The organism is Rahnella sp. 2050, assembly GCF_040544515.1.
GTDB lineage: Bacteria > Pseudomonadota > Gammaproteobacteria > Enterobacterales > Enterobacteriaceae > Rahnella > Rahnella aceris.
This window is the reverse complement of the sequence record NZ_JBEPKE010000001.1, coordinates 920313-940747: the sequence shown is the minus strand read 5'-3', so window position 1 is coordinate 940747 and position 20435 is coordinate 920313. Positions and strand designations below refer to the sequence as shown.

The 20435-nt window shown below is 51.0% G+C and carries 16 protein-coding genes; 6 read left to right on the top strand and 10 right to left on the bottom strand.

All coding sequences use genetic code 11. The annotated features are described in order from the left end of the window. The first annotated feature begins 321 nt into the window (after positions 1–321). The 3 genes from ldtD (at position 322) to ABIC79_RS04195 (ending at position 3602) form a co-directional block, all read left to right on the top strand. Positions 322–2172: a L,D-transpeptidase gene (gene ldtD, locus ABIC79_RS04205; RefSeq protein WP_121019479.1), complete on the top strand. Its 1851-nt coding sequence runs from the start codon at positions 322–324 to the stop codon at positions 2170–2172. Positions 2173–2351: 179 nt separating this feature from the next. Further along, complete coding sequence (mepK, locus tag ABIC79_RS04200) at positions 2352–2903, top strand: peptidoglycan L,D-endopeptidase MepK (RefSeq protein ID WP_013574851.1); 552 nt, start codon at positions 2352–2354, stop codon at positions 2901–2903. Between the two features lie 51 nt (positions 2904–2954). Next, positions 2955–3602: an MBL fold metallo-hydrolase gene (locus ABIC79_RS04195; RefSeq protein WP_121019478.1), complete on the top strand. Its 648-nt coding sequence runs from the start codon at positions 2955–2957 to the stop codon at positions 3600–3602. Positions 3603–3687: 85 nt separating this feature from the next. Here ABIC79_RS04195 and ABIC79_RS04190 read toward each other — a convergent pair whose 3' ends face one another. The 4 genes from ABIC79_RS04190 to pncB all read right to left on the bottom strand — a co-directional run bounded on the left by ABIC79_RS04190 (position 3688) and on the right by pncB (position 9397). Beyond that, positions 3688–4878: an amino acid aminotransferase gene (locus ABIC79_RS04190; protein WP_013574853.1), complete on the bottom strand. Its 1191-nt coding sequence runs from the start codon at positions 4876–4878 to the stop codon at positions 3688–3690. A gap of 241 nt (positions 4879–5119) precedes the next feature. Continuing rightward, the gene (ompC, locus tag ABIC79_RS04185; RefSeq protein ID WP_013574854.1) at positions 5120–6232 is read right to left on the bottom strand and encodes a porin OmpC; all 1113 of its coding nucleotides are present in this window, start codon (positions 6230–6232) and stop codon (positions 5120–5122) included. A 299-nt stretch (positions 6233–6531) separates the two neighbouring features. Further along, on the bottom strand, positions 6532–7932 hold the full coding sequence (asnS, locus tag ABIC79_RS04180) for an asparagine--tRNA ligase (RefSeq protein ID WP_013574855.1): 1401 nt from the start codon (positions 7930–7932) through the stop codon (positions 6532–6534). A gap of 259 nt (positions 7933–8191) precedes the next feature. Beyond that, the gene (gene pncB, locus ABIC79_RS04175; RefSeq protein ID WP_013574856.1) at positions 8192–9397 is read right to left on the bottom strand and encodes a nicotinate phosphoribosyltransferase; all 1206 of its coding nucleotides are present in this window, start codon (positions 9395–9397) and stop codon (positions 8192–8194) included. Positions 9398–10091: 694 nt separating this feature from the next. On the opposite strand from pncB, the gene pepN reads away from it, so the two are divergent. Next, the gene (pepN, locus tag ABIC79_RS04170; RefSeq protein ID WP_166860068.1) at positions 10092–12707 is read left to right on the top strand and encodes an aminopeptidase N; all 2616 of its coding nucleotides are present in this window, start codon (positions 10092–10094) and stop codon (positions 12705–12707) included. Positions 12708–12782: 75 nt separating this feature from the next. On the opposite strand, the gene ssuB is transcribed toward pepN, so the two are convergent. From ssuB to ssuE, 5 genes are read right to left on the bottom strand one after another with little or no spacing between them, the layout of a single operon-like run. Then, positions 12783–13565, bottom strand: coding sequence for an aliphatic sulfonates ABC transporter ATP-binding protein (gene ssuB, locus ABIC79_RS04165; RefSeq protein ID WP_013574858.1), 783 nt, complete (start codon positions 13563–13565; stop codon positions 12783–12785). Next, positions 13562–14353 (bottom strand): aliphatic sulfonate ABC transporter permease SsuC, encoded by a 792-nt coding sequence (ssuC, locus tag ABIC79_RS04160; RefSeq protein WP_013574859.1) that lies wholly within the window; start codon positions 14351–14353, stop codon positions 13562–13564. Before ssuC ends, ssuB begins: the two co-directional genes overlap by 4 nt. An 11-nt stretch (positions 14354–14364) precedes the next feature. Then, entirely contained in the window at positions 14365–15519 is a 1155-nt protein-coding gene (gene ssuD, locus ABIC79_RS04155) for an FMNH2-dependent alkanesulfonate monooxygenase (RefSeq protein WP_013574860.1), read from the bottom strand. 59 nt (positions 15520–15578) lie between these two features. Continuing rightward, a complete protein-coding gene (locus tag ABIC79_RS04150) occupies positions 15579–16553 on the bottom strand; it encodes a sulfonate ABC transporter substrate-binding protein (protein WP_112151109.1) in 975 nt (324 codons plus the stop codon). A gap of 18 nt (positions 16554–16571) precedes the next feature. Beyond that, positions 16572–17153 (bottom strand): NADPH-dependent FMN reductase, encoded by a 582-nt coding sequence (gene ssuE, locus ABIC79_RS04145; RefSeq protein WP_013574862.1) that lies wholly within the window; start codon positions 17151–17153, stop codon positions 16572–16574. A 315-nt stretch (positions 17154–17468) separates the two neighbouring features. Here ssuE and pyrD point away from each other — a divergent pair, with 315 nt between their 5' ends. After that, the gene (gene pyrD / locus ABIC79_RS04140) at positions 17469–18479 is read left to right on the top strand and encodes a quinone-dependent dihydroorotate dehydrogenase (protein ID WP_013574863.1); all 1011 of its coding nucleotides are present in this window, start codon (positions 17469–17471) and stop codon (positions 18477–18479) included. Positions 18480–18663: 184 nt separating this feature from the next. Further along, entirely contained in the window at positions 18664–19212 is a 549-nt protein-coding gene (locus tag ABIC79_RS04135; RefSeq protein WP_013574864.1) for a cell division protein ZapC, read from the top strand. 30 nt (positions 19213–19242) lie between these two features. Here the strand turns inward: ABIC79_RS04135 and ABIC79_RS04130 are convergent, their stop codons facing one another. Beyond that, complete coding sequence (locus ABIC79_RS04130; RefSeq protein ID WP_112197637.1) at positions 19243–20346, bottom strand: YcbX family protein; 1104 nt, start codon at positions 20344–20346, stop codon at positions 19243–19245. Positions 20347–20435 lie beyond the last annotated feature (89 nt).

The following is a 20435-nucleotide window of genomic DNA, read 5'->3' as shown; positions in this document are numbered from 1 at the left end:
CGGCCTGAGCGCCGGGGCTTTTTATTGAAATTGCATCCATTTCACTTATATTTCTTTAAAAAGTTGTGGTGAACTAAATAGTTTGTAAGCCAACGCTAAGGTGCTGCGCAATTTATAGACGAATGCCTGAAAACAGCACATAAACACGTAAGGGAAGACTTTATTTAAACTGACAGCTGGCTTAGAGTCTTTACGTTACACGCGGGCTCTATTTCATTGAGTTCCTACGCAAAAAAAGAATTCTCTTTATATACTTATTCCAAGAGCTGTTGGCTCAATTTTGGGGATGAGATTGAGCACCTTATCGGGAGGCAAGGGAAGATGTTAATGAATCAAAGGTCTCTCAGGTTTTTAGTCGCCAGCTGTCTGCTGGCGAGCGGTCTCTCGCCGTGGTTTGCTGCATGGGCTACCGTGCCCGCGCTGCCATTAGGAAAAACCACGCTATCAAGCGTACAGAGCATGAGCCAGTTGCAGGCAGAGTTATTGCCAAGGGGCATCAGGCCGTTGTATCTGTCATCTCTGTCATCGCTTTATGCTGCAAATCATATGCAGCCCATGTGGAACGATCGCGAAACAGTTCAGTTATTCCAGCAGCAACTCGCCGAGCTGGCCATATCGGGGATCCAGCCTCAGTTCACGCAATGGGTGAAATGGCTGACGGATCCGCAAGTTACCGGCATGGCCCGTGATGTGGTGTTGTCAGATGCAATGCTGGGCTATTTGCAGTTTACGAGCAGCGTGGAAGCCAATGGAGATAAGTGGTTATACAGCGCCACACCGTACAAAATGACGACGCCGTCGCTGACTGTGATTAATCAGTGGCAGCTGGCTGTGCGTCAGGGCAATACGTCACACTATTTGTCGACTCTCGCACCACAGCACCCTTATTACACCAAAATGCATGATGCATTGAAAACCATGTTGACGGACAATCGACCATGGCCCGTGATGACAGGATCAGCCAGTTTGCGTCCGGACCAGATCAGTGACGATGTCCCGGCCTTGCGGGAGATCCTGACCCGAACCGGTATGATGGTTGCCTCGCCTGAAGAGAATAAGGTGGCTAAACCGACAGATGAAACTATCGCCCCGAACACGCCGGGAAGCGCGGCAAATGACGATCTGTCTGTTGATGAAACCGCTGATAAGGCCCAGCAATCGACCCCGGCTGTCAGCCCTTCCGCAACATCAGTACAAGATGTCCTGCCAACGGTTCAGTCGACAGAAGTGCCAGCGACACCCGCGCCAGTGGCTGTCGCTGATAATCAGTACACACCGGATTTAGTGGAAGCTGTTAAGCGTTTTCAAAAATGGCAGGGGCTGGAAGCGGACGGTATTATTGGCGGACGTACCCGTCAGTGGCTGAATGCCTCTCCGCAATTGCGTGCTACCTTGCTGGCGCTGAATATTCAGCGTCTGCGCATTCTTCCAGGCAATGTGAACACCGGAATCATGGTGAACATTCCAAACTATCAGCTCACCTATTATCTCAATGGCAATGAAGTGTTGTCGTCACGGGTAATTGTCGGTCGTCCAAGCCGTAAAACGCCGTTAATGAGCAGTGCGTTGAATAATGTGGTGGTCAATCCACCGTGGAATGTGCCCACAACGTTAGTGCGTGAAGATATCGTGCCTAAAGCCATGAACAATCCCGGTTACTTCCAGCAACATGGCTATCAGGTATTGTCTGGCTGGAGTAACGATGCTGAAATCATCGATCCTTCAATGATCGACTGGGCAATGATATCACCCAACCATTTCCCCTATCGCATCCGTCAGGCGCCGGGCGTAAGCAACTCTCTGGGGCGGTATAAATTTAATATGCCGAGTTCTGATGCTATTTATCTGCATGACACGCCAAACCATAACTTGTTCAGCAAAGACATTCGTGCGCTGAGTTCTGGCTGTGTGAGGGTGAATAAGGCTTCTGAATTAGCCAATATGCTGTTACAGGATGCAGGCTGGAATGACACGCGAATATCTTCTGCATTGCAGGGCGGCAATACTACGTATGTGGCAATACGCCATCATATACCGGTAAAACTGTTTTATCTGACGGCGTGGGTCGCGGATGACGGTAAGCCGCAATTCAGAACAGATATTTACAATTATGATTCAACGGTGAGATCCGGTGCACAAATTCTGCCTCAGGCGGAAATTTTGCTTCAATAAATGCAGTAAAACTAATCTGATAAGGGTCAGAGTATTTGGCCATCGAACGAGCGTGAGCCACTGGCACGCTCGTTTTGCTTATATGGGTTCCCTTGACTCGCAGAAAATTGGCAGTTAAGGTTCAAAACGGCTCAGATCAGAGCTTATTTTTGACTCTCTTACCGGATAGTAAACTGTTCATGAATGAAATCGACAAACATCGCCGTAAATGGCTGGCATTAGGCAGTGCCGCTATGGGGATTGCATTACTTCCAGGTCGTGCATTCGCCACTCTTTCCACACCTCGCCCGCGTATTTTAGTCGTTAACAATATCAATACCGGCGAAACCCTCAAAACCGAGTTTTTTGATGGAAAGCGTTACAACAAGGATGAGTTGGCCCGGTTGAATCATCTGTTCAGGGACTATCGTGCGGAAAAAGTAAAATCTATCGATCCCGCGTTGTTCGATCACCTCTATCGTTTGCAGGTGATGCTTGGCGGAACGAATAAACCAGTCCAGCTGATTTCGGGTTACCGCTCACTGGCGACAAACAACAGCATGCGTGAACCCGGAAGCGGGGTAGCGAAGCACAGCTATCACACGCTTGGGCAGGCAATGGATTTCCACATTCAGGGCATCGAACTGAGCAATATCCGCAAAGCAGCATTAAAAATGCGGATGGGTGGTGTAGGATATTATCCACGAAGTAACTTTGTGCACATCGATACCGGTCCCGCGCGGACCTGGTGATGTGTGTAATTAATGGCCTGCCGGAATGTGCAGGCCATTTTGTGGAGCTCTATGAAAACCCATCTTATTATCGTCACGGCGTTCAGCCAAAACTGCTCACTGATTTGGTGTGCTAAAACCAATCAGGCCGCCATTGTTGATCCGGGCGGTGAAGCCGCCAGGATCATCCAGGAAGTTTCTGCCAAAGGTGTATTGGTTACGCAAATTTTGCTGACTCACGGACATCTTGATCACGTTGGTGCCGCAGCAGAACTGGCTGCGCACTATCAGGTACCGGTTATCGGACCACAAAAAGAAGATGAATTCCTGCTGGATGCGTTACCGACCCAAAGCCAGATGTTTGGCCTCGACCATTGTGACCCGCTGACGCCTGATACCTGGCTGGAAGAAGGGGATTCAGTGAGTGTTGGTGAAGAAATCTTATCCGTGTTGCATTGTCCAGGCCATACGCCGGGGCATATTGCCTTCATCAATGATAAAGCGCGAATTGCCGTTTCTGGTGATGTGATTTTCAAGGGTGGCGTAGGCCGCAGTGATTTCCCGCGTGGTGACCATCAGGCGCTGATTCATTCCATCAAAACGAAATTATTACCGCTCGGCGATGACATGGTCTTTATTCCCGGTCATGGCCCGATGTCAGACTTTGGTTATGAGCGTAAAACGAACCCGTTCCTGCAGGATGAAATGCCGGTCTGGTAATTACGTTTGCTGTTTATCAGCAAAAAACAAAAAGCCCGTCAGGATACCTGACGGGCTTTTTTAATTGAGCAACACTGCTTATCTTTTACAGTACGGCGACGATGGCTTCACACAGCGGTGCCATATTTTCGAGCGTGATGCCGGCAACGTTGATACGGCCGGAGTTCACCGCGTACACGCCGAATTCATCACGTAAACGCAATACCTGATCTTTGGTCAGGCCGCTGAAAGAGAACATCCCGTTCTGGTTAATAATAAAGCTGAAATCCTGTTGAGCGCCTTTTTCCTGCAAGGTGCTGACGAATAGCTGGCGCATACGATGGATACGCAGGCGCATATCGCTTAGTTCCTGCTCCCACAGCGTGCGCAAAGCTTCGTTACCCAGTATGGTGGCTACAACCGCAGCACCGTGTGACGGCGGGTTGGAGTAGTTTGCACGGATAACCGATTTCATTTGGCTGAAAGCGCGACCGGCAGTTTCTTCATCGGCTGCGACTAACGTACAAGCACCTACGCGTTCATTGTATAAGCCGAAGTTCTTCGAGTAAGAACTGGCGACCAGCAATTCCTTATGTTTTGCCACGAACAGGCGCAGACCCGCCGCATCTTCTTCCAGACCTTTTGCAAAGCCCTGATAGGCGAAGTCGAACAACGGTAACCAGCCGTTGCTCACCGACAATTCTGCCAGCTGTGCCCATTGTTCTTCCGTAGGATCGATACCGGTTGGATTGTGACAGCAGCCATGGAACAGCACCACGTCGCCTGCTTTCGCTTCGCTCAGGCTTTTCAGCATGCCATCGAAATCAAGGCTGTGATTTGCGGCGTCATAGTAATTGTATTCCACAACTTCCAGACCTGAAGCAGAGAACACACCTTTATGGTTCGGCCAGCTCGGATTACTGACCCACACGCGTCTGGCGCTGGTTTGTGTAGCGATGAAATCTGCTGCGATACGCAAAGCGCCGGTGCCGCCCGGAGTCTGTGCGGTGCGTGCCCGTTTATCAGCAATAACCGTGCTGTCTTTGCCAAACAGCAGTTCCTGTGTACAACGGGCAAAATCAGGCAACCCGTCGATACTCAGATAGGTTTTAGTGGTTTCATTTTCCAACAGGAACTGTTCGGCTTTTTTCACGCTGGCCAGAACCGGCGTTTTACCTGTTTCGTCTTTATAAACACCAATCCCCAGATTGATTTTATTAGAGCGGTCGTCAGCGCGGAAAAGATCGGTAAGACCCAGGATAGGGTCAGCAGGTGCTGCAGTGATTTTTTCAAACATGTCGGAAAATTCCATAGCCTGATATTACGAAAGAGGTCATCAGGGTAACGCCAGCGCCCCCTTTTGCCAACCGTTTGCGGCAAAAAGAAAACAGAGTTGTGAGAAGGCGTGGGAGATTAAAATATTTTATAGGCGAGGGTGGAAAAGCGGTATTTTCAAGACTCAGAAATGCAAAAGGCAGAGCCGAAGCTCTGCCTTGATATCCACTTTGCTGCGCCCGTAAGCGCATCGTTAAGTGATATTAGAACTGGTATTGCAGACCAACACCCACGATGTCGTCAGTGCTGCGACCCGCTGCTTTGGTGTAGCTGTTGTCGTCCAGCAGGTTGATTTTGTAGTCAACATAGGTAGACATGTTTTTGTTGAAGTAGTAGTAAGTACCAACTTCTACATATTTAACCAGGTCAGCATCGCCGCCAGCGTAGGTAGAACCGTTGTTGGTGAAACCGTTCAGGCTCTTACCTTTAGACTGCAGGTATGCGATAGATGGGCGCAGACCGAAATCGAACTGGTACTGAGCAACAACTTCGAAGTTCTGAGTTTTGTTAGCAATTGCATCCGGGTTACCGTAATCGGTGGTGTTACGTGATTCACCGTAGAAGGTTGCCAGGTACAGGTTGTTAGCGTCGTATTTAGCGCCGAATGCGTATGCGTCAGCTTTGTCGCCAGTGCCGTCTTGTTTCTGAGTAACAGTACGGTTAGAAGAGAAGTAAGCACCAGTAATGCTAACACCTGAGTTGCCGATAGCGTAAGCGGCAGAAGTACCCCAGCCGTCACCATTGGAATCAACTGCGCCACGACCATCACGACCTTCGTCGTTTTTGCCCTGGTACTGTACAGCGAAGCTCAGGCCATCAACCAGACCGAAGAAGTTGCTGTTACGGTAAGTTGCCACACCGTTAGCACGACCAACCATGAAGTTGTCGTTGTTCTGGTACATGGTGTCATCGCCATAGATTGGCAATTGGTCGGTGTAGGACATTACGTCGTAGATTACGCCGTAGTTACGACCGTAGTCGAAAGAACCTGCATCACCAAATTTCAGACCTGCGAAGCCCAGACGAGTTTTGTTGCCTTCATCGCCAGCACTTTCTGCATGGTTAGCCTGAACGTTGTATTCCCACTGGCCGTAACCGGTCAGTTGGTCAGTAATTTGAGTTTCGCCTTTGAAGCCGAAACGGACATAGGTCTGGTCGCCATCGTCGCCAGCATTGTCAGAGAAGGTGTGACGTGCGTCAACTTTACCGTACAGATCCAGTTTGTTGCCATCTTTGTTATAGATCTCAGCTGCATTAGCTGCACCAGCAACTAACAGAGCAGGGATTACCACTGCAAGAATATTGCGCTTCATCATTATTATTACCCTCATTGGTTTTATTTGGACACCTGCCACTGCCTAAATAATTCTTTACGGAACTATTCACGAAAGTTTGGTGTCTCCTGTGTCTGAACGCACTATTCCATCCGTGGTGAGCTTAATCCACAGCGAAAATGCTACTAAATTACTAAATATGTTTCAGTGGGAAAGAATGTATTTCAAAATGTGTATTTTACGGAACTTTGTGACAGGGATCTATCTTTGAAAATGACTAAGGCCAGCAAAGCTGGCCTTAGTTTTGTAACTATTATGTTAATTAAAAATAGTTTAATTAATTAGAAGGTTGCACTACGTGGTGTACGTGGGAACGGGATCACGTCACGAACGTTTTGAACACCGGTTACATAGGCGACTAAACGTTCAAAGCCAAGGCCGAAGCCTGAATGCGGGACTGTGCCGTAACGACGAAGATCGCGATACCACCAATAATCTTCTTTATTTAGCCCCATTTCAGCCATACGGGCGTCCAGTACGTCCAGACGTTCCTCACGCTGAGAGCCACCGATAATCTCACCAATGCCCGGTGCCAGAACATCCATTGCCGCGACGGTTTTACCATCGTCATTCATACGCATGTAGAAGGCTTTGATATCTTTCGGATAGTTTTTAACCACCACCGGCGCTTTGAAATGCTGTTCCGCGAGATAACGTTCATGCTCAGAAGAAAGGTCGACACCCCATGAAACCGGGTTTTCGAATTTCTGATCACAATTCATTAATATTTCTACTGCATCGGTGTAGTCTACCTGGGCGAAATCGGATGTTACAAATCGCTCAAGGCGTGCAACAGCATCTTTGTCTACACGGTCAGCAAAAAAGGCCATATCGTCTGCGCGTTCGTCTAAAACGGCTTTGAAAACATATTTAAGCATGTTTTCAGCCAGTGCTGCGATGTCATCCAGTGTCGCAAATGCGACTTCCGGTTCTACCATCCAGAATTCCGCAAGGTGACGGCTGGTGTTGGAATTCTCTGCACGGAAAGTCGGACCGAAGGTGTAAACCTTGGACAGCGCACAGGCATACGTTTCGCCGTTCAGCTGGCCGGAAACCGTCAGGAACGCTTCTTTGCCGAAGAAATCTTCGCTGAAGTCGATTTCGCCTTTGTCTGTACGCGGCAGATTTTGCAGATCCAGTGTCGATACGCGGAACATCTCACCCGCGCCTTCAGTATCGGAGGCAGTGATCAGCGGTGTGGACACCCAGAAATACCCGTTTTCATGATAGAAACGGTGAATGGCCTGAGAGAGGGTGTTGCGCACACGGGCGACAGCACCAATCAGATTGGTGCGCGGGCGAAGGTGAGCCACTTCACGCAGGTATTCGATGCTGTGGCGTTTTGCCGCCATCGGATAAGTATCAGGGTCATCCACCCAGCCAACAACGTTGACGGTCGTTGCCTGCAACTCAAAACTCTGGCCTTCGCCAGGTGAGGCGACAACAATACCGGTCACTTCTACTGAACAACCCGTCGTCAGACGCAATACGTCTTCCTGATAATTGGGCAGAGAATTATTGATGACGGCCTGTAAAGGATTAAAGCAGGAGCCGTCATAAACGGCGACGAATGAGATACCAGCTTTAGAATCTCTCCGGGTACGTACCCAACCGCGTACGGTGACTTCACTGTCAACCGCAGCACGGCCTTGCAGTACGTCGACTACAGGCACAACGCTCATAGATTTCTCTCTTTCTTTATATATGTTGACTAAGAAATATTGGACACCCTGTAAATAGGGATTTTGCTATGTTACTTAGGCTTTCTCAGGACACAAGCAGAAATCGTCGTCAGCGGACAAGAATTGTGGCGCGAATGAAGAGAGTTGTGGGGAAATATTGAGAGAGTGAATAAAAGCCGAGCAGAATTAGATCGCAACTATATAAAGGAAAGAAAATCTGAATAAAGCGCCGGATTGATTTCCGGCACTTTAGGGAGAGTCAGGACGCTTTTTTCACCAGCGGCAGATCGAAAGCTTTGCGCAGGGCTTTAACAAAAGCTTTGTCCTGGCAAATCGTTTTGCCTGGGCTGTCAGAGAGTTTTGCGACAGGTTTGCCATTGCACTGTACCAATTTAATGACAATATTCAGCGGCTTCACGCCCGGAATATTACATGTCAGACGCGTACCAATCCCGAATATCAGATTCACCCGTTGATGGAAATGGCGATACAGGTGTAACGCTTTGTCCAGATCCAGATTGTCGGAAAAGACCAGCGTTTTGGTCATCGGGTCGATATCCAGCGCATGATAATGCGTTATCGCCTTTTCACCCCATTCAAACGGATCCCCGGAATCATGACGCAGTCCCTGATAGGCATTGGCGAATTTGCTGCCGAAATCACGCAGGAAAGCATCCATCGTAATGCAGTCAGTGAGAGCGATCCCCAGTTGATCCGGGTATTCGTCCAGCCAGGCCTGCAACGCCGCGCGCTGGCTGTTAGCCAGAACCGGGCTGATTTGCTGATGTGCCTGGAACCATTCGTGGGCTTGCGTGCCGACCGGTGCCAGCTGCAATTTATGCGCTAAATCGTAGTTACTGGTGCCGACCAGATAAGGGAATTCATTTTTCAGTGTGCTGACGATGGCTTCCTGAACTTCACCGGAGAAGCGGCGACGGGTACCGAAATCCATCAGACGGAAGGCACCGAGATCGATATCTGCGGCCTGTTCTTTAAAACTGGCGAGATTTTTACGCAGGTGCTCCACTGCCATTTGCGCCGTCACTTGTGGAGAACGCTGGCGATGGACAACTTCACTGATGACCGCGAGCAGCGGCACTTCCCACATAATCACTTCACGCCACGGGCCCTCGATGCGCACATGCAAATGTCCGTTGCGATCGGAAACCATTACATGTTCAGGATTGTAGCGGAAGGTTTTTAGCCAGTTCAGGTAATCTTGCGTGAAGAACGGCAGCCCGGAAAGGTAGGTGAACTCGTCGTCCGTCAGCGCCAGTTGACTCATCATCTGGATTTGCTGGCGGACCTCGCTGGCGTATTCGCCCAGCAGTTCATCACCACGGCAACGGAACTCTGCCACGACGCTGATGTTGTGGTAGCGATGGTAGACTGCTTGCTGCATATGAAGCTTGTAGGCATCGGTATCTAACAGCGAAGTCAAAATCGGGGAGGCGTATGGAGTCATAGCGCGTTTACAGCATCCTCGTCAGAAACTGAGTGTTTGAACACAAACAACCGTTCCGTAAAAAAAACGTTCTGGATAAAACAGCAAAGTCTGTGAAGTATACCGTATTATCCCGTCAAAGAACCCTCATCACATCATAATTGTCGGGGAATGGTCGAGGTCTAAATGTGCTTAAATGTAGGAAATATGGGCAAGCTGGCGATTTTCCGGCGTAAAAAAAGCACGAATTGATTACATAAATTTAATCAATCTGACATTAAGGAAGAAAAAATTGGGGGCGATTAAACCCCGGTTTTCTTATGTTCATTTCGCTACGTTTGTTCACGATAGTAAACGAACTGATGTTTTCGAGAGTGATTCAGGTTTTTTTTGCCCCAAATACCGATCACCCGCATCACGACCAGTATGTGAATACCATGAAGCCATACGACAAGCTGTCCGTGACGGTTGTGTTTTTGCCGGATGCGCCAAACCCGCTGTTTTACAGAAATTTCTGTGTTTTGGTTGAAAGGTGCGCATACGCACTCACAAACTGGCAACAATCTGGGATTTCCTGATGCCTGTGGTAGAGTTTAAAGATAAAAAGTATGAAGGTCGTCCGGTGTGCTGTGCAGCGATTCGCTGACTTGCAAAACCTGCTTCATTAATCAATATCGCCATCACTACTAACCACCAACACGTCAAAAGGTTTTTTATGACTCAACTGCCACAAGCCAAGTTCCGCCACGATTATCGTGCGCCGGACTATACCATCACGGACATTGACCTTAATTTCGAGCTTGATGCACAGAAGACCCTTGTGACTGCGGTCAGTCAGATTAAACGACAGGGCGCAGAGGGCGCGCCGCTGGTGCTCAACGGCGAAGACCTGACCCTTATTAGCCTGAAGGTTAACGGCCAGGACTGGCCAAAATATCAGTTAAAAGAAGGCGCACTGGAAATTACCGGTGTGCCGGAAGCCTTTGAACTGGCGATTGTTAATGAAATTCATCCGGCAAAAAACACTGCGCTCGAAGGATTGTATCTTTCCGGTGAAGCGCTTTGTACGCAGTGTGAAGCCGAGGGTTTCCGCCATATTACGTATTATCTGGATCGTCCGGATGTGCTGGCGCGTTTCACGACCCGCATTGTGGCGGATAAAGCCCGCTATCCTTATTTGCTGTCAAACGGTAACCGTATTGATCAGGGTGAGCTGGAAGGCGGCAAACACTGGATCAAATGGCAGGACCCGTTCCCGAAACCTTGCTACCTGTTTGCGCTGGTCGCGGGTGATTTTGATGTGTTGCGCGATTCCTTCAAAACCCGTTCCGGCCGGGATGTAGCGCTCGAACTGTTTGTCGATCGTGGCAATCTGGATCGTGCAGGCTGGGCGATGGAATCCCTGAAGCAGTCCATGAAATGGGACGAAACCCGTTTTAATCTGGAATACGACCTCGACATCTTTATGATTGTCGCCGTTGATTTCTTCAACATGGGCGCGATGGAGAACAAAGGCCTGAATGTCTTTAACTCCAAATACGTGCTGGCGAAAGCCGAAACCGCAACCGATAAAGATTACCTCGGTATCGAAGCGGTGATCGGCCATGAATACTTCCATAACTGGACCGGCAACCGCGTGACCTGCCGCGACTGGTTCCAGCTGAGCCTGAAAGAAGGCCTGACCGTATTCCGCGATCAGGAATTCAGCTCTGATCTGGGCTCGCGTTCAGTTAACCGCATCGATAACGTACGTGTCATGCGTGGTGCGCAGTTCTCTGAAGATGCCAGCCCGATGGCGCACCCGATCCGTCCGGAAAAAGTCATTGAAATGAATAACTTCTACACCCTGACGGTGTACGAGAAAGGTTCAGAAGTTATTCGCATGCTGCACACTTTGCTGGGTGAAGAGAAATTCCAGGCTGGCATGCAGTTGTATTTCGAGCGTCATGATGGCAGCGCGGCAACCTGTGACGATTTTGTACAGGCGATGGAAGATGCCTCAAACGTCGATCTTTCCCTGTTCCGTCGCTGGTACAGCCAGTCTGGTACACCAGTGCTGACCGTGCGCGACGACTATGACGTGGAAAAACAGCAATACACCCTGACTGTCAGCCAGAAAACCCCGCCGACGCCTGATCAGACTGAAAAGCTGCCACTGCATATCCCGCTGGATATTGAACTGTATGACCCGCAGGGCAATGTGATTGCGCTGAAACAACAGGGTAAGACGGTCAGTAACGTGCTGAACGTGACTGAAGCTGAGCAGACGTTTGTGTTTGACGACGTGGAATATCCGCCGGTGCCTTCATTACTACGTGAATTCTCCGCACCGGTGAAACTCGATTACAAATGGGGCGATCATCAGCTGACTTTCCTGATGAAATACGCGCGTAATGATTTCGCCCGCTGGGATGCGGCGCAAAGCCTGCTGGCAATTTACATCAAACTGAACGTAGCGCGTCATCAGCAGAAACTGCCATTGTCCCTGCCGTTGCATGTGGCAGATGCGTTCCGGGCGGTATTGCTGGATGAGAACATTGATCCGGCGCTGGCGTCGCAGATTCTGACTCTGCCGTCTGAAAATGAAATTGCTGAACTGTTCGATATTATCGATCCTGAAGCGATCAGCGCTGTTCACGATGCGATCACCCGTTGTCTGGCAACCGAAATGGCGGATGAATTCCTGGCGGTTTACAACGCTAACCGTCTGCCTGCATACCGTGTCGTGCATGAAGATATCGGTAAACGTTCGCTGCGTAACACCTGCCTGCATTATCTGGCCTTTGCCGATGTGACGCTGGCAGATCAACTTGTCAGAGCGCAGTTTGAGCAGGCTGATAACATGACGGATTCTCTGGCGGCGATGTCTGCGGCGGTTTCCGCGCAACTGCCTTGCCGTGAATCCCTGATGGCGGCTTACGATGAGCGCTGGCATCACGACGGTCTGGTGATGGATAAATGGTTTATCCAGCAGGCGACCAGCCCGGCAGCCGATGTATTGCAGAAAGTCCGTTCACTGCTGAACCACCGTTCATTCAGCATGGGCAACCCGAACCGGGTCCGTTCATTAATCGGTGCTTTTGCGTCTGCAAATCCTTCTGCATTCCATGCCGCAGATGGCAGCGGTTATCAGTTCCTGACTGAAATGCTCACCGATCTTAACACCCGTAACCCGCAGGTAGCGGCACGTATGATCGAGCCGTTGATCCGCCTGAAACGCTATGACCAGAACCGTCAGGCGCTGATGCGTCAGGCGCTGCAACAGCTGAAAGGGCTGGAAAATCTGTCCGGTGATTTGTTCGAGAAAATTACCAAAGCGTTAGATGCGTAATCGCAATTAACCGCAAAGCAAAAGGGCGATGGAAACATCGCCCTTTTTTCGTTTTGTATTCGCTGAACAGAGAGATCAGTTTTGCGCGCGTTTTGCTTCCTGCGCCACCGTGTGTGGAGGCTGTGGCGTCAGCACGCGTTCCAGCACTTCGGCTTCCAGCTCCGCCAGTCGCGCAGAACCTTTACGACGCGGACGTGGCAAATCAACCGTTAAATCCATGCCAATCTGCCCCTGATCGATAAGGATCACACGGTCAGCGACGGTCACCGCTTCACTGACATCGTGCGTCACCAGCAGCACGGTGAAATCATGCTGCTGCCACAAACGCTCGATCAGGCTTTGCATCTCGATGCGCGTCAGGGCATCCAGTGCGCCCAGCGGTTCATCCAGTAACAGCAGGCGAGGGCGGTGGATTAATGCACGCGCCAGTGCCACGCGTTGTTTCTGTCCGCCGGATAATGCTGACGGCCAGTCGTCGGCACGATCTGCCAGCCCGACTTCTTCCAGTGCAGCTTGTGCGGCTTCACGCCACTGGCCTTTCAGGCCCAATCCCACGTTATCAATCACCTTTTTCCATGGCAGCAGTCGGTCATCCTGAAACATGAGACGCGTATCTTCGCGCACCTGACTCAGCGGTGCGCTGGCGCTGAGCAGTTCGCCCTGAGTGGTTTTTTCCAGCCCGGCCAGCAAACGCAGCAGGGTACTTTTGCCACAACCGCTGCGCCCGACGACGGCTACAAACTGGCCGGGCGGAATGCGCAGATTGATATCGTTCAGCACGGCGCGGTTACCGTATTTTTTGGTGATGCCGGACAGTGTCACCGGCGTGCCTTGCGGAATACGTGCGGGGGCGTTCATGCGGCATCTCCTTGTTTTTTCTGATATGCAGGGTGCCAGCGCAGCCAGACACTTTCCAGCAGGCGGGCAAGGACATCGGCCAGTTTGCCAAGAATGGCGTAAAGCACGATGGCGACAACCACGACGTCAGTTTGTAAAAACTCGCGGGCATTCATCGCCAGATAACCAATCCCGGAGTTGGCGGAAATGGTTTCGGCCACAATCAACGTCAGCCACATGAACCCCAGCGCAAATCGTACGCCGACCATAATTGATGGCAACGCGCCCGGTAATACCACCTGAATAAACAGCGGGAAACCGGAAAGCCCGTAACTGCGCGACATTTCAAGCAGACCGCGGTCGATATTGCGGATGCCGTGGTAAGTGTTGAGATAAATCGGGAACAACGTTCCCAGCGCCACCAGGAAGATCTTGGCGGATTCATCAATGCCGAACCACAGGATCACCAGCGGGATCAGCGCCAGATGCGGAATGTTTCGTAGCATTTGCAGAGAACTGTCGAGCAGACGTTCGCCCCAGCGGGAAAGCCCGGTAATAAAGCCGAGAAGCAAGCCGAGACTGCCGCCGATAGCGAAACCAATCAGAGCGCGGAAGGTACTGATTTTCAGGTTCTGCCACAGCTCGCCACTCTTCGCCAGTGTCCAGAAGGCTTCCACCACTGCGCTGGGAGCGGGCAGAATGCGGTTGGATAACCAGCCCGCTTCGACAGCCAGCTGCCAGCCACCGATCAGAACCACCGGCACTACCCAGGGAGCAGCGCGGTTCAGCCAGCGTTGTGTCGTTGTCATCGGTATTCTCCTCAGTGCTGACTGGCGGTGCGTTTGGTCGCAAAGTCATGAGCGACCAGCTCGCCACGCGGCAAAATGGCTTTCTTCACAGTATTGTCATCTTCCGGTTTCGCCAGTTCCAGATGCGGGAACAGCAGTTCGCTGACGCGGTACGCTTCTTCCAGATGCGGATAACCGGAGAAAATAAAGGTATCGATGCCCAGATCAGCATATTCCTGCATACGCGCGGCGACGGTCGGGCCATCGCCCACCAGCGCTGTCCCGGCTCCGGTGCGTACCAGACCAATGCCGGCCCAGAGATTCGGGCTGATTTCCAGCTTGTTGCGGTCGCCGCCGTGCAATGCCGCCATACGATGCTGGCCGACAGAGTCGGTTTTAGCGAAAGCCGCCTGCGCGCGTTGAATAGTTTCATCATCCACGTTGGCGATAAGTTTGTCGGCAGCACGCCAGGCTTCCTCGGTGGTTTCACGCACAATCACGTGCAGACGAATGCCGAAACGCACGGTGCGGCCTTGCGCGGCAGCTTTGGCACGCACCTGTTCAATTTTCTCTTTCACTAACGCCGGAGGTTCGCCCCAGGTCAGATAAAGTTCCACCTGCTCGGCGGCGAGATCCTGCGCTTCGTCGGAAGAACCACCGAAATACAGCGGCGGGCGGGGGTATTGAACCGGTGGATGCATCAGGCTCGCGCCTTTGACCTGAATGTGTTTGCCTTCGTAATCGACGGTTTCACCTTCCAGAACACGACGCCAGATACGCGTAAATTCCGCCGACGCTTCATAACGTTCTTTATGATTGAGGTGTAAACCTTCAGCCGCCAGTTCAGCCGGATCGCCACCGGTCACCAGATTAAACAGTGCACGACCGCCGGAAAGCCGGTCGAGTGTTGCCGCCTGACGGGCTGCCAGTGTCGGAGAAATAATGCCGGGACGCAGCGCCACCAGGAATTTCAGACGTTGTGTGACAGAAATCAGGGAAGCCGCTACCAGCCATGAGTCCTCGCATGAACGACCCGTTGGCAGTAGCACGCCGCCAAAACCTAAACGGTCAGCCGCTTGCGCGATCTGCTGAAGATAGCCGTGATCGACCACGCGGGCACCTTCTTCTGTGCCTAAATAGCGGCCGTCGCCGTGGGTAGGTAAAAACCAGAATACGTTCAGACTCATCGTTGTGTTCCTCTCAAAGTGTGCGATTCGTTACCGCTCAGCGGCGGCTAAATGGATGTTCAGTTAGCTTGTACGGCTGGTTTCCAGATGCGGTCTTTAATTTCAACCGGCTTTGGCAAAATATGGTTCTGATAGAACAAATCGGCGGTTTGCTGCTGGCGCTTTTCTGTTTCCGCACTGACCGGCGTGATAGGCATATCCGGCAGATGATCCAGATAAGAGGCGACCACTTTTTCCGGTAACCCCATCGACTGAGAAAGCAGTTTGATACTTTGTTCACGGTCAGTTTTGGTCAGCGCATTCGCCTGCGTTAACACTTCCAGAACCTGACTGATGAACTGAGGATTGGCCTCGGTGTATTTTTTCGGTGCCAGATAGAAGGAGCCCGTCTGGTGGAGCGTCGAGCCGTCGGTCAGAACGCGCACATCACCCTGAACTTGCGCGGCCGAATAATACGGATCCCAGATAGCCCAGGCATCCACATCATGTTGCTGGAATGCGGCCCGTGCATCGGCAGGGGTCAGATAGACCGGCTGGATATCGCTGAATTTCAGGCCCGCCTGTTGCAGGGCACGCAACAGCAGGTTGTGCGAACTGGAGCCTTTCTGGAAAGCGACTTTATGACCTTTGAGATCTGCGACGGTTTTGATCGGACTGTTGCTGTCGACCAGAATCACTTCTGCTTTCGGTTTCGGGGGTTCAGAGCCGATATACAACAAATCTGCCCCCGCTGCCTGCGCGAACAACGGCGGCAAATCACCGGTACCGCCCAGATCAATACTTCCGACGTTCAGCGCTTCAAGAATTTGCGGCCCGGCAGGGAATTCTACCCAGCTTATTTTTGTGTCCGGGAAACGTTTTTCCAGTAACTGGTGTGATTTCGCCAGCACCAGTCCGACAGATCCTTTCTGATAGGCAATACGTAATTGCGCCGGATCCTTTTCCTGAGCCGTTGCGGTGCCGCTCAGGAAAAGGCTGGTCAGCAGGCTGGCCACAACCGGGATACGGCGTAATAAAGAGAAAGAAGCAGGCATGATTAATTCCTTTTAAAGTCAGACACGCAGTGCTTGCGCAGAAAGGGATGCAACAGACGGAAGCTGCGGACGGCGGCGGCTCAGCGCCAGGTAGAAGTTTTCCAGAGATTCGATCAAACGCTCTTCCAGTGCGGGGGCCAGCTTCGCAGGGAACGTCTGATAATCGGTGATCAGGCTGTCATCTGCGAAAACGCCCTGCAAAACTTCCTGTGCTTTCAGCGAGGCGAGTACCGGTTTTAGGGCGTAATCGACGGCCAGCATATGGCCGATAGATCCGGCTGTAGCCAGTGGCAACACCACTTTATGGTCGAGCGCGCGTTCTGGCAGTAAATCGAGCAGGGTTTTCAGTGCGCCGGAAAAAGACGCCTTATACACTGGTGTGGCGACGATCAGGCCATCAGCACTCGCCAGTTCAGCATTCAGTTGCTTGAGTTGCGGGCTGCCAAAATTAGCGAAAAGCAGATCGTCTGCTGAAAAATCCTGAATATTGTAGGTAAAGACTTCAACGCCACGGCTCGCCAGCCACTGGTGGCTGAGTGCCAGCAGGGAAGAGGAGCGGGAGGGTTGTCGCGGACTGCCTGCCAGAGTCACTACACGCATTTGCTTATTCCTTATAACAATCTGTTATAGAACTATCATTTTTCTTAACGAAGTGAGGTAAACCTAGCAGGCAGAGGCGGCGCAGCGGAAATCTCAATTTTGGCTATGGAAAGTTTCAAATCAGATAAAGCACGTGTCGGGTGTGCTGTGGGGCGATGGGGGGAAAGGAAATAAAAGTGAATTAAAGGTAACAAAAAGGTAATCGTTTGCGCAGCGAAGCAATTATTTGGCCAATATGCCGGTTATCATTTCCAATTGTCCGGCGCTTAGTCAATAATACCGCCCCGTCTAGCCACCGGGAATCCAGGAGTCTCCATGTATTATCCTCTTGTCAGGAAAGCACTGTTTCAGCTCGATCCAGAGCGCGCCCACGAGTTAACCTTTCGTCAGTTGAGCCGCATTTCCGGCACCCCGTTTGAATTCTTGATCCGCCAGTCAGTGCCCACAAAACCGGTAAACTGCATGGGATTATCCTTTAAGAACCCTTTGGGACTGGCCGCAGGCCTGGATAAAGACGGCGAATGTATTGATGCGCTGGGCGCAATGGGCTTTGGATTTATTGAAGTCGGTACTGTGACCCCGCGTGCGCAGGCCGGTAATGATAAGCCGCGTTTATTCCGTATTGTGGAAGCTGAAGGCCTGATTAACCGCATGGGTTTCAATAACCATGGCGTGGATAATCTGGTGAATAATGTCAAAAAATCACATTTTGGCGGCATTCTGGGGATTAATATTGGCAAGAATAAAGATACGCCTGTTGAGCACGGCGCAGACGATTATCTGACCTGTATGGAAAAGGTATATCCGTACGCCGGTTATATCGCGGTGAATATTTCATCACCTAACACGCCGGGATTACGTTCACTGCAATACGGTGAAGCGCTGGATGATTTGCTGGCAGCGATTAAGAATAAGCAGCTTGAGTTACAGCAACGCCATCAGAAATATGTGCCTGTTGCGGTGAAGATCGCACCGGATCTTTCTGAGGAAGAATTGATCCAAATAGCCGACAGTTTAGTGCGCCATAATATGGATGGCGTGATTGCGACCAATACCACACTCGATCGTAAACTGGTTCAGGGGCTAAATTATTGCGAACAGGTTGGTGGTCTGAGCGGGCGCCCGTTGCAGCTGCGCAGCACAGAAATTATCCGTATGCTCTCTCATGAATTACAAGGGCGTCTGCCGGTTATTGGTGTTGGCGGTATTGATTCATTAACGGCGGCCCGTGAGAAAATGGCCGCAGGCGCTTCCTTAATTCAAATCTATTCCGGCTTTATCTTTAAAGGTCCGGGTCTGATCAAAGATATTGTTACCCATATCTAATATTTTTCATCCTGAAGACGAGTCAGGGGTTTATTTATTAACCCGGCTCGTCTATATTTTGTCCACTGACCGTAATTCAGGCTCAGGATTTGTCTGATATCGTTTCGTTACTGAAAAATCTATTCTTACAGATTAGCCGGTAATGAAGTCAGGCAGAGGGCATGAGGGTAAACAGGATGACGAAATGAAAATTAAACCAGATGATAATTGGCGTTGGTATTTTGATACAGAACATGACCGGCTTATGCTGGACCTCGCCAATGGCATGATTTTCCGTTCCCGTTTTCCCGCCAAAATGTTAACTCCTGATGCTTTCGGAAATATGTCATTTTGTGTCGATGATGCGGCGCTGTATTTTGATTTTGAAGAACAGTGCAAACATATTCGTCTCGCAGCTGAACAACGCGCTGAATTAGTTCTGAATGCCTTAGTCGCTTATCGTTTTTTAAAACCGCTGATGCCGAAGAGCTGGCATTTCAGTCAGCAGATGCGTCCTTTCCAGCCTGCTAATGGTCAGCTTGCTCAGGTGCAGGTGATGGAAAGCGGTGAACAGGCGACATTACTGGTGGTAGAATCCGGTGATAATGCCAGTCTGTGCCTGCTGGCGCAGGAACGGCTGACGGTCGCAGGGCGCGGCATGGTGCTGGGGGATGCTATTAAAGTGATGCATGACCGGCTAATGCCAGCAGCATTCCGCGTTGACAGGGATGATGTTTACGATCAGGCAGTTTAGTTTCCTGCCTGATCCTCATTAAATACACCTCTAGCCGAGCACGATATCCGTAGCCGGAATACAACTACACGCTAATATCGTTCCATCTTTTCCCACTGCACTCTCTTTCAGCGGTGCCACTTTTCCTTCTTTCAATATCATCCTGCACGCGCCACAAATTCCTGCACGACAGGAATAGGGGATACGTAATCCCTGCAATTCCAGCTGCTCGAGCAAAATCTGCTGATTGTTGCCGGTAAACTGCGTTCCCTGATAATTAATGCTGACGTCCTGCGCGGTGCTTTTTGGCGCTTCCACATTTTCAATGATATCGCCCGCGCAGTAAGGCCGTGGTGGCCTGGTTGCCAGCACCTGAACGCTGTCGCCTGCGCGGATCACGCCGCTGTTGCGGGCAATCATGTTCTGACCGAAATCGACATCGCCGTCGCTGGCGGTACGATAGCCCTGCAATGTTTTCAACGGTTCGCCACGCGGATGTTTGCGACCTTTTTCGATACTGACTGTGGTAAAAATACAGCGGCTGCAAGGTTTCACCAGATCGAAAATCACCTCCCCGATGCGGATCGTCTGCCAGCTGTCTTCGGCATAGGCTTGTGCGCCGCTGACCACGATGTTCGGCCTGAATTGCTCAATCCTGACACCGCCCGGACAGCGGCGCTGTAAATCCTGCATTGAGGCTTCATTGATCAGCAGATACGGGAATCCGTCAGCAAACGACAGCGGCACTTCCGGATGTTTTTTTACCCGGCGCGTCGGTTCATCGCCAACCCAGCGCAGTTGAACGTCACGCTTTAAATAGCCACTTAACCAGCGATTTACGGGTTCCGGCGCGATGAGTGAGGTAAACTGATTGCCCCAGACTTCCGTCGGCGAGTGAACGCCTGCGAAATCACGAAATTTGACTGTGATGCTTTCGCCTTCGGGCGCGGAGATCATCAGACCATCGGGCAGCAAAACCGGCGTGAACAGAACGAGGTTCGGATACTGGCGGGCTGTAATGAACATGCCTTGCGGATCGGTAATCATAAACTGGCGATCGAACGCCAGGCCGGTTGCTGTCACCAGCGAGTATGAAACCTGCAGGCCGCGCATGGATTTGACCGGGTGAACAAATAAACGTGAAAGAATGGGCACTGAAGACTGCCTCTCAGAGTGTAAAGTCTTAAGAAGAACCAGAGACTTTATGACAAGAGGCGGGGATTAGCTATAATGCGCAACAATTT

Bases quoted from the DNA above. Each gene is read 5' to 3' on its own strand.
- ldtD (WP_121019479.1), top strand. From the start codon at position 322: ATGTTAATGAATCAAAGGTCTCTCAGGTTTTTAGTCGCCAGCTGTCTG.
- mepK (WP_013574851.1), top strand. From the start codon at position 2,352: ATGAATGAAATCGACAAACATCGCCGTAAATGGCTGGCATTAGGCAGT.
- ABIC79_RS04195 (WP_121019478.1), top strand. From the start codon at position 2,955: ATGAAAACCCATCTTATTATCGTCACGGCGTTCAGCCAAAACTGCTCA.
- ABIC79_RS04190 (WP_013574853.1), bottom strand. From the start codon at position 4,878: ATGTTTGAAAAAATCACTGCAGCACCTGCTGACCCTATCCTGGGTCTT.
- ompC (WP_013574854.1), bottom strand. From the start codon at position 6,232: ATGATGAAGCGCAATATTCTTGCAGTGGTAATCCCTGCTCTGTTAGTT.
- asnS (WP_013574855.1), bottom strand. From the start codon at position 7,932: ATGAGCGTTGTGCCTGTAGTCGACGTACTGCAAGGCCGTGCTGCGGTT.
- pncB (WP_013574856.1), bottom strand. From the start codon at position 9,397: ATGACTCCATACGCCTCCCCGATTTTGACTTCGCTGTTAGATACCGAT.
- pepN (WP_166860068.1), top strand. From the start codon at position 10,092: ATGACTCAACTGCCACAAGCCAAGTTCCGCCACGATTATCGTGCGCCG.
- ssuB (WP_013574858.1), bottom strand. From the start codon at position 13,565: ATGAACGCCCCCGCACGTATTCCGCAAGGCACGCCGGTGACACTGTCC.
- ssuC (WP_013574859.1), bottom strand. From the start codon at position 14,353: ATGACAACGACACAACGCTGGCTGAACCGCGCTGCTCCCTGGGTAGTG.
- ssuD (WP_013574860.1), bottom strand. From the start codon at position 15,519: ATGAGTCTGAACGTATTCTGGTTTTTACCTACCCACGGCGACGGCCGC.
- ABIC79_RS04150 (WP_112151109.1), bottom strand. From the start codon at position 16,553: ATGCCTGCTTCTTTCTCTTTATTACGCCGTATCCCGGTTGTGGCCAGC.
- ssuE (WP_013574862.1), bottom strand. From the start codon at position 17,153: ATGCGTGTAGTGACTCTGGCAGGCAGTCCGCGACAACCCTCCCGCTCC.
- pyrD (WP_013574863.1), top strand. From the start codon at position 17,469: ATGTATTATCCTCTTGTCAGGAAAGCACTGTTTCAGCTCGATCCAGAG.
- ABIC79_RS04135 (WP_013574864.1), top strand. From the start codon at position 18,664: ATGAAAATTAAACCAGATGATAATTGGCGTTGGTATTTTGATACAGAA.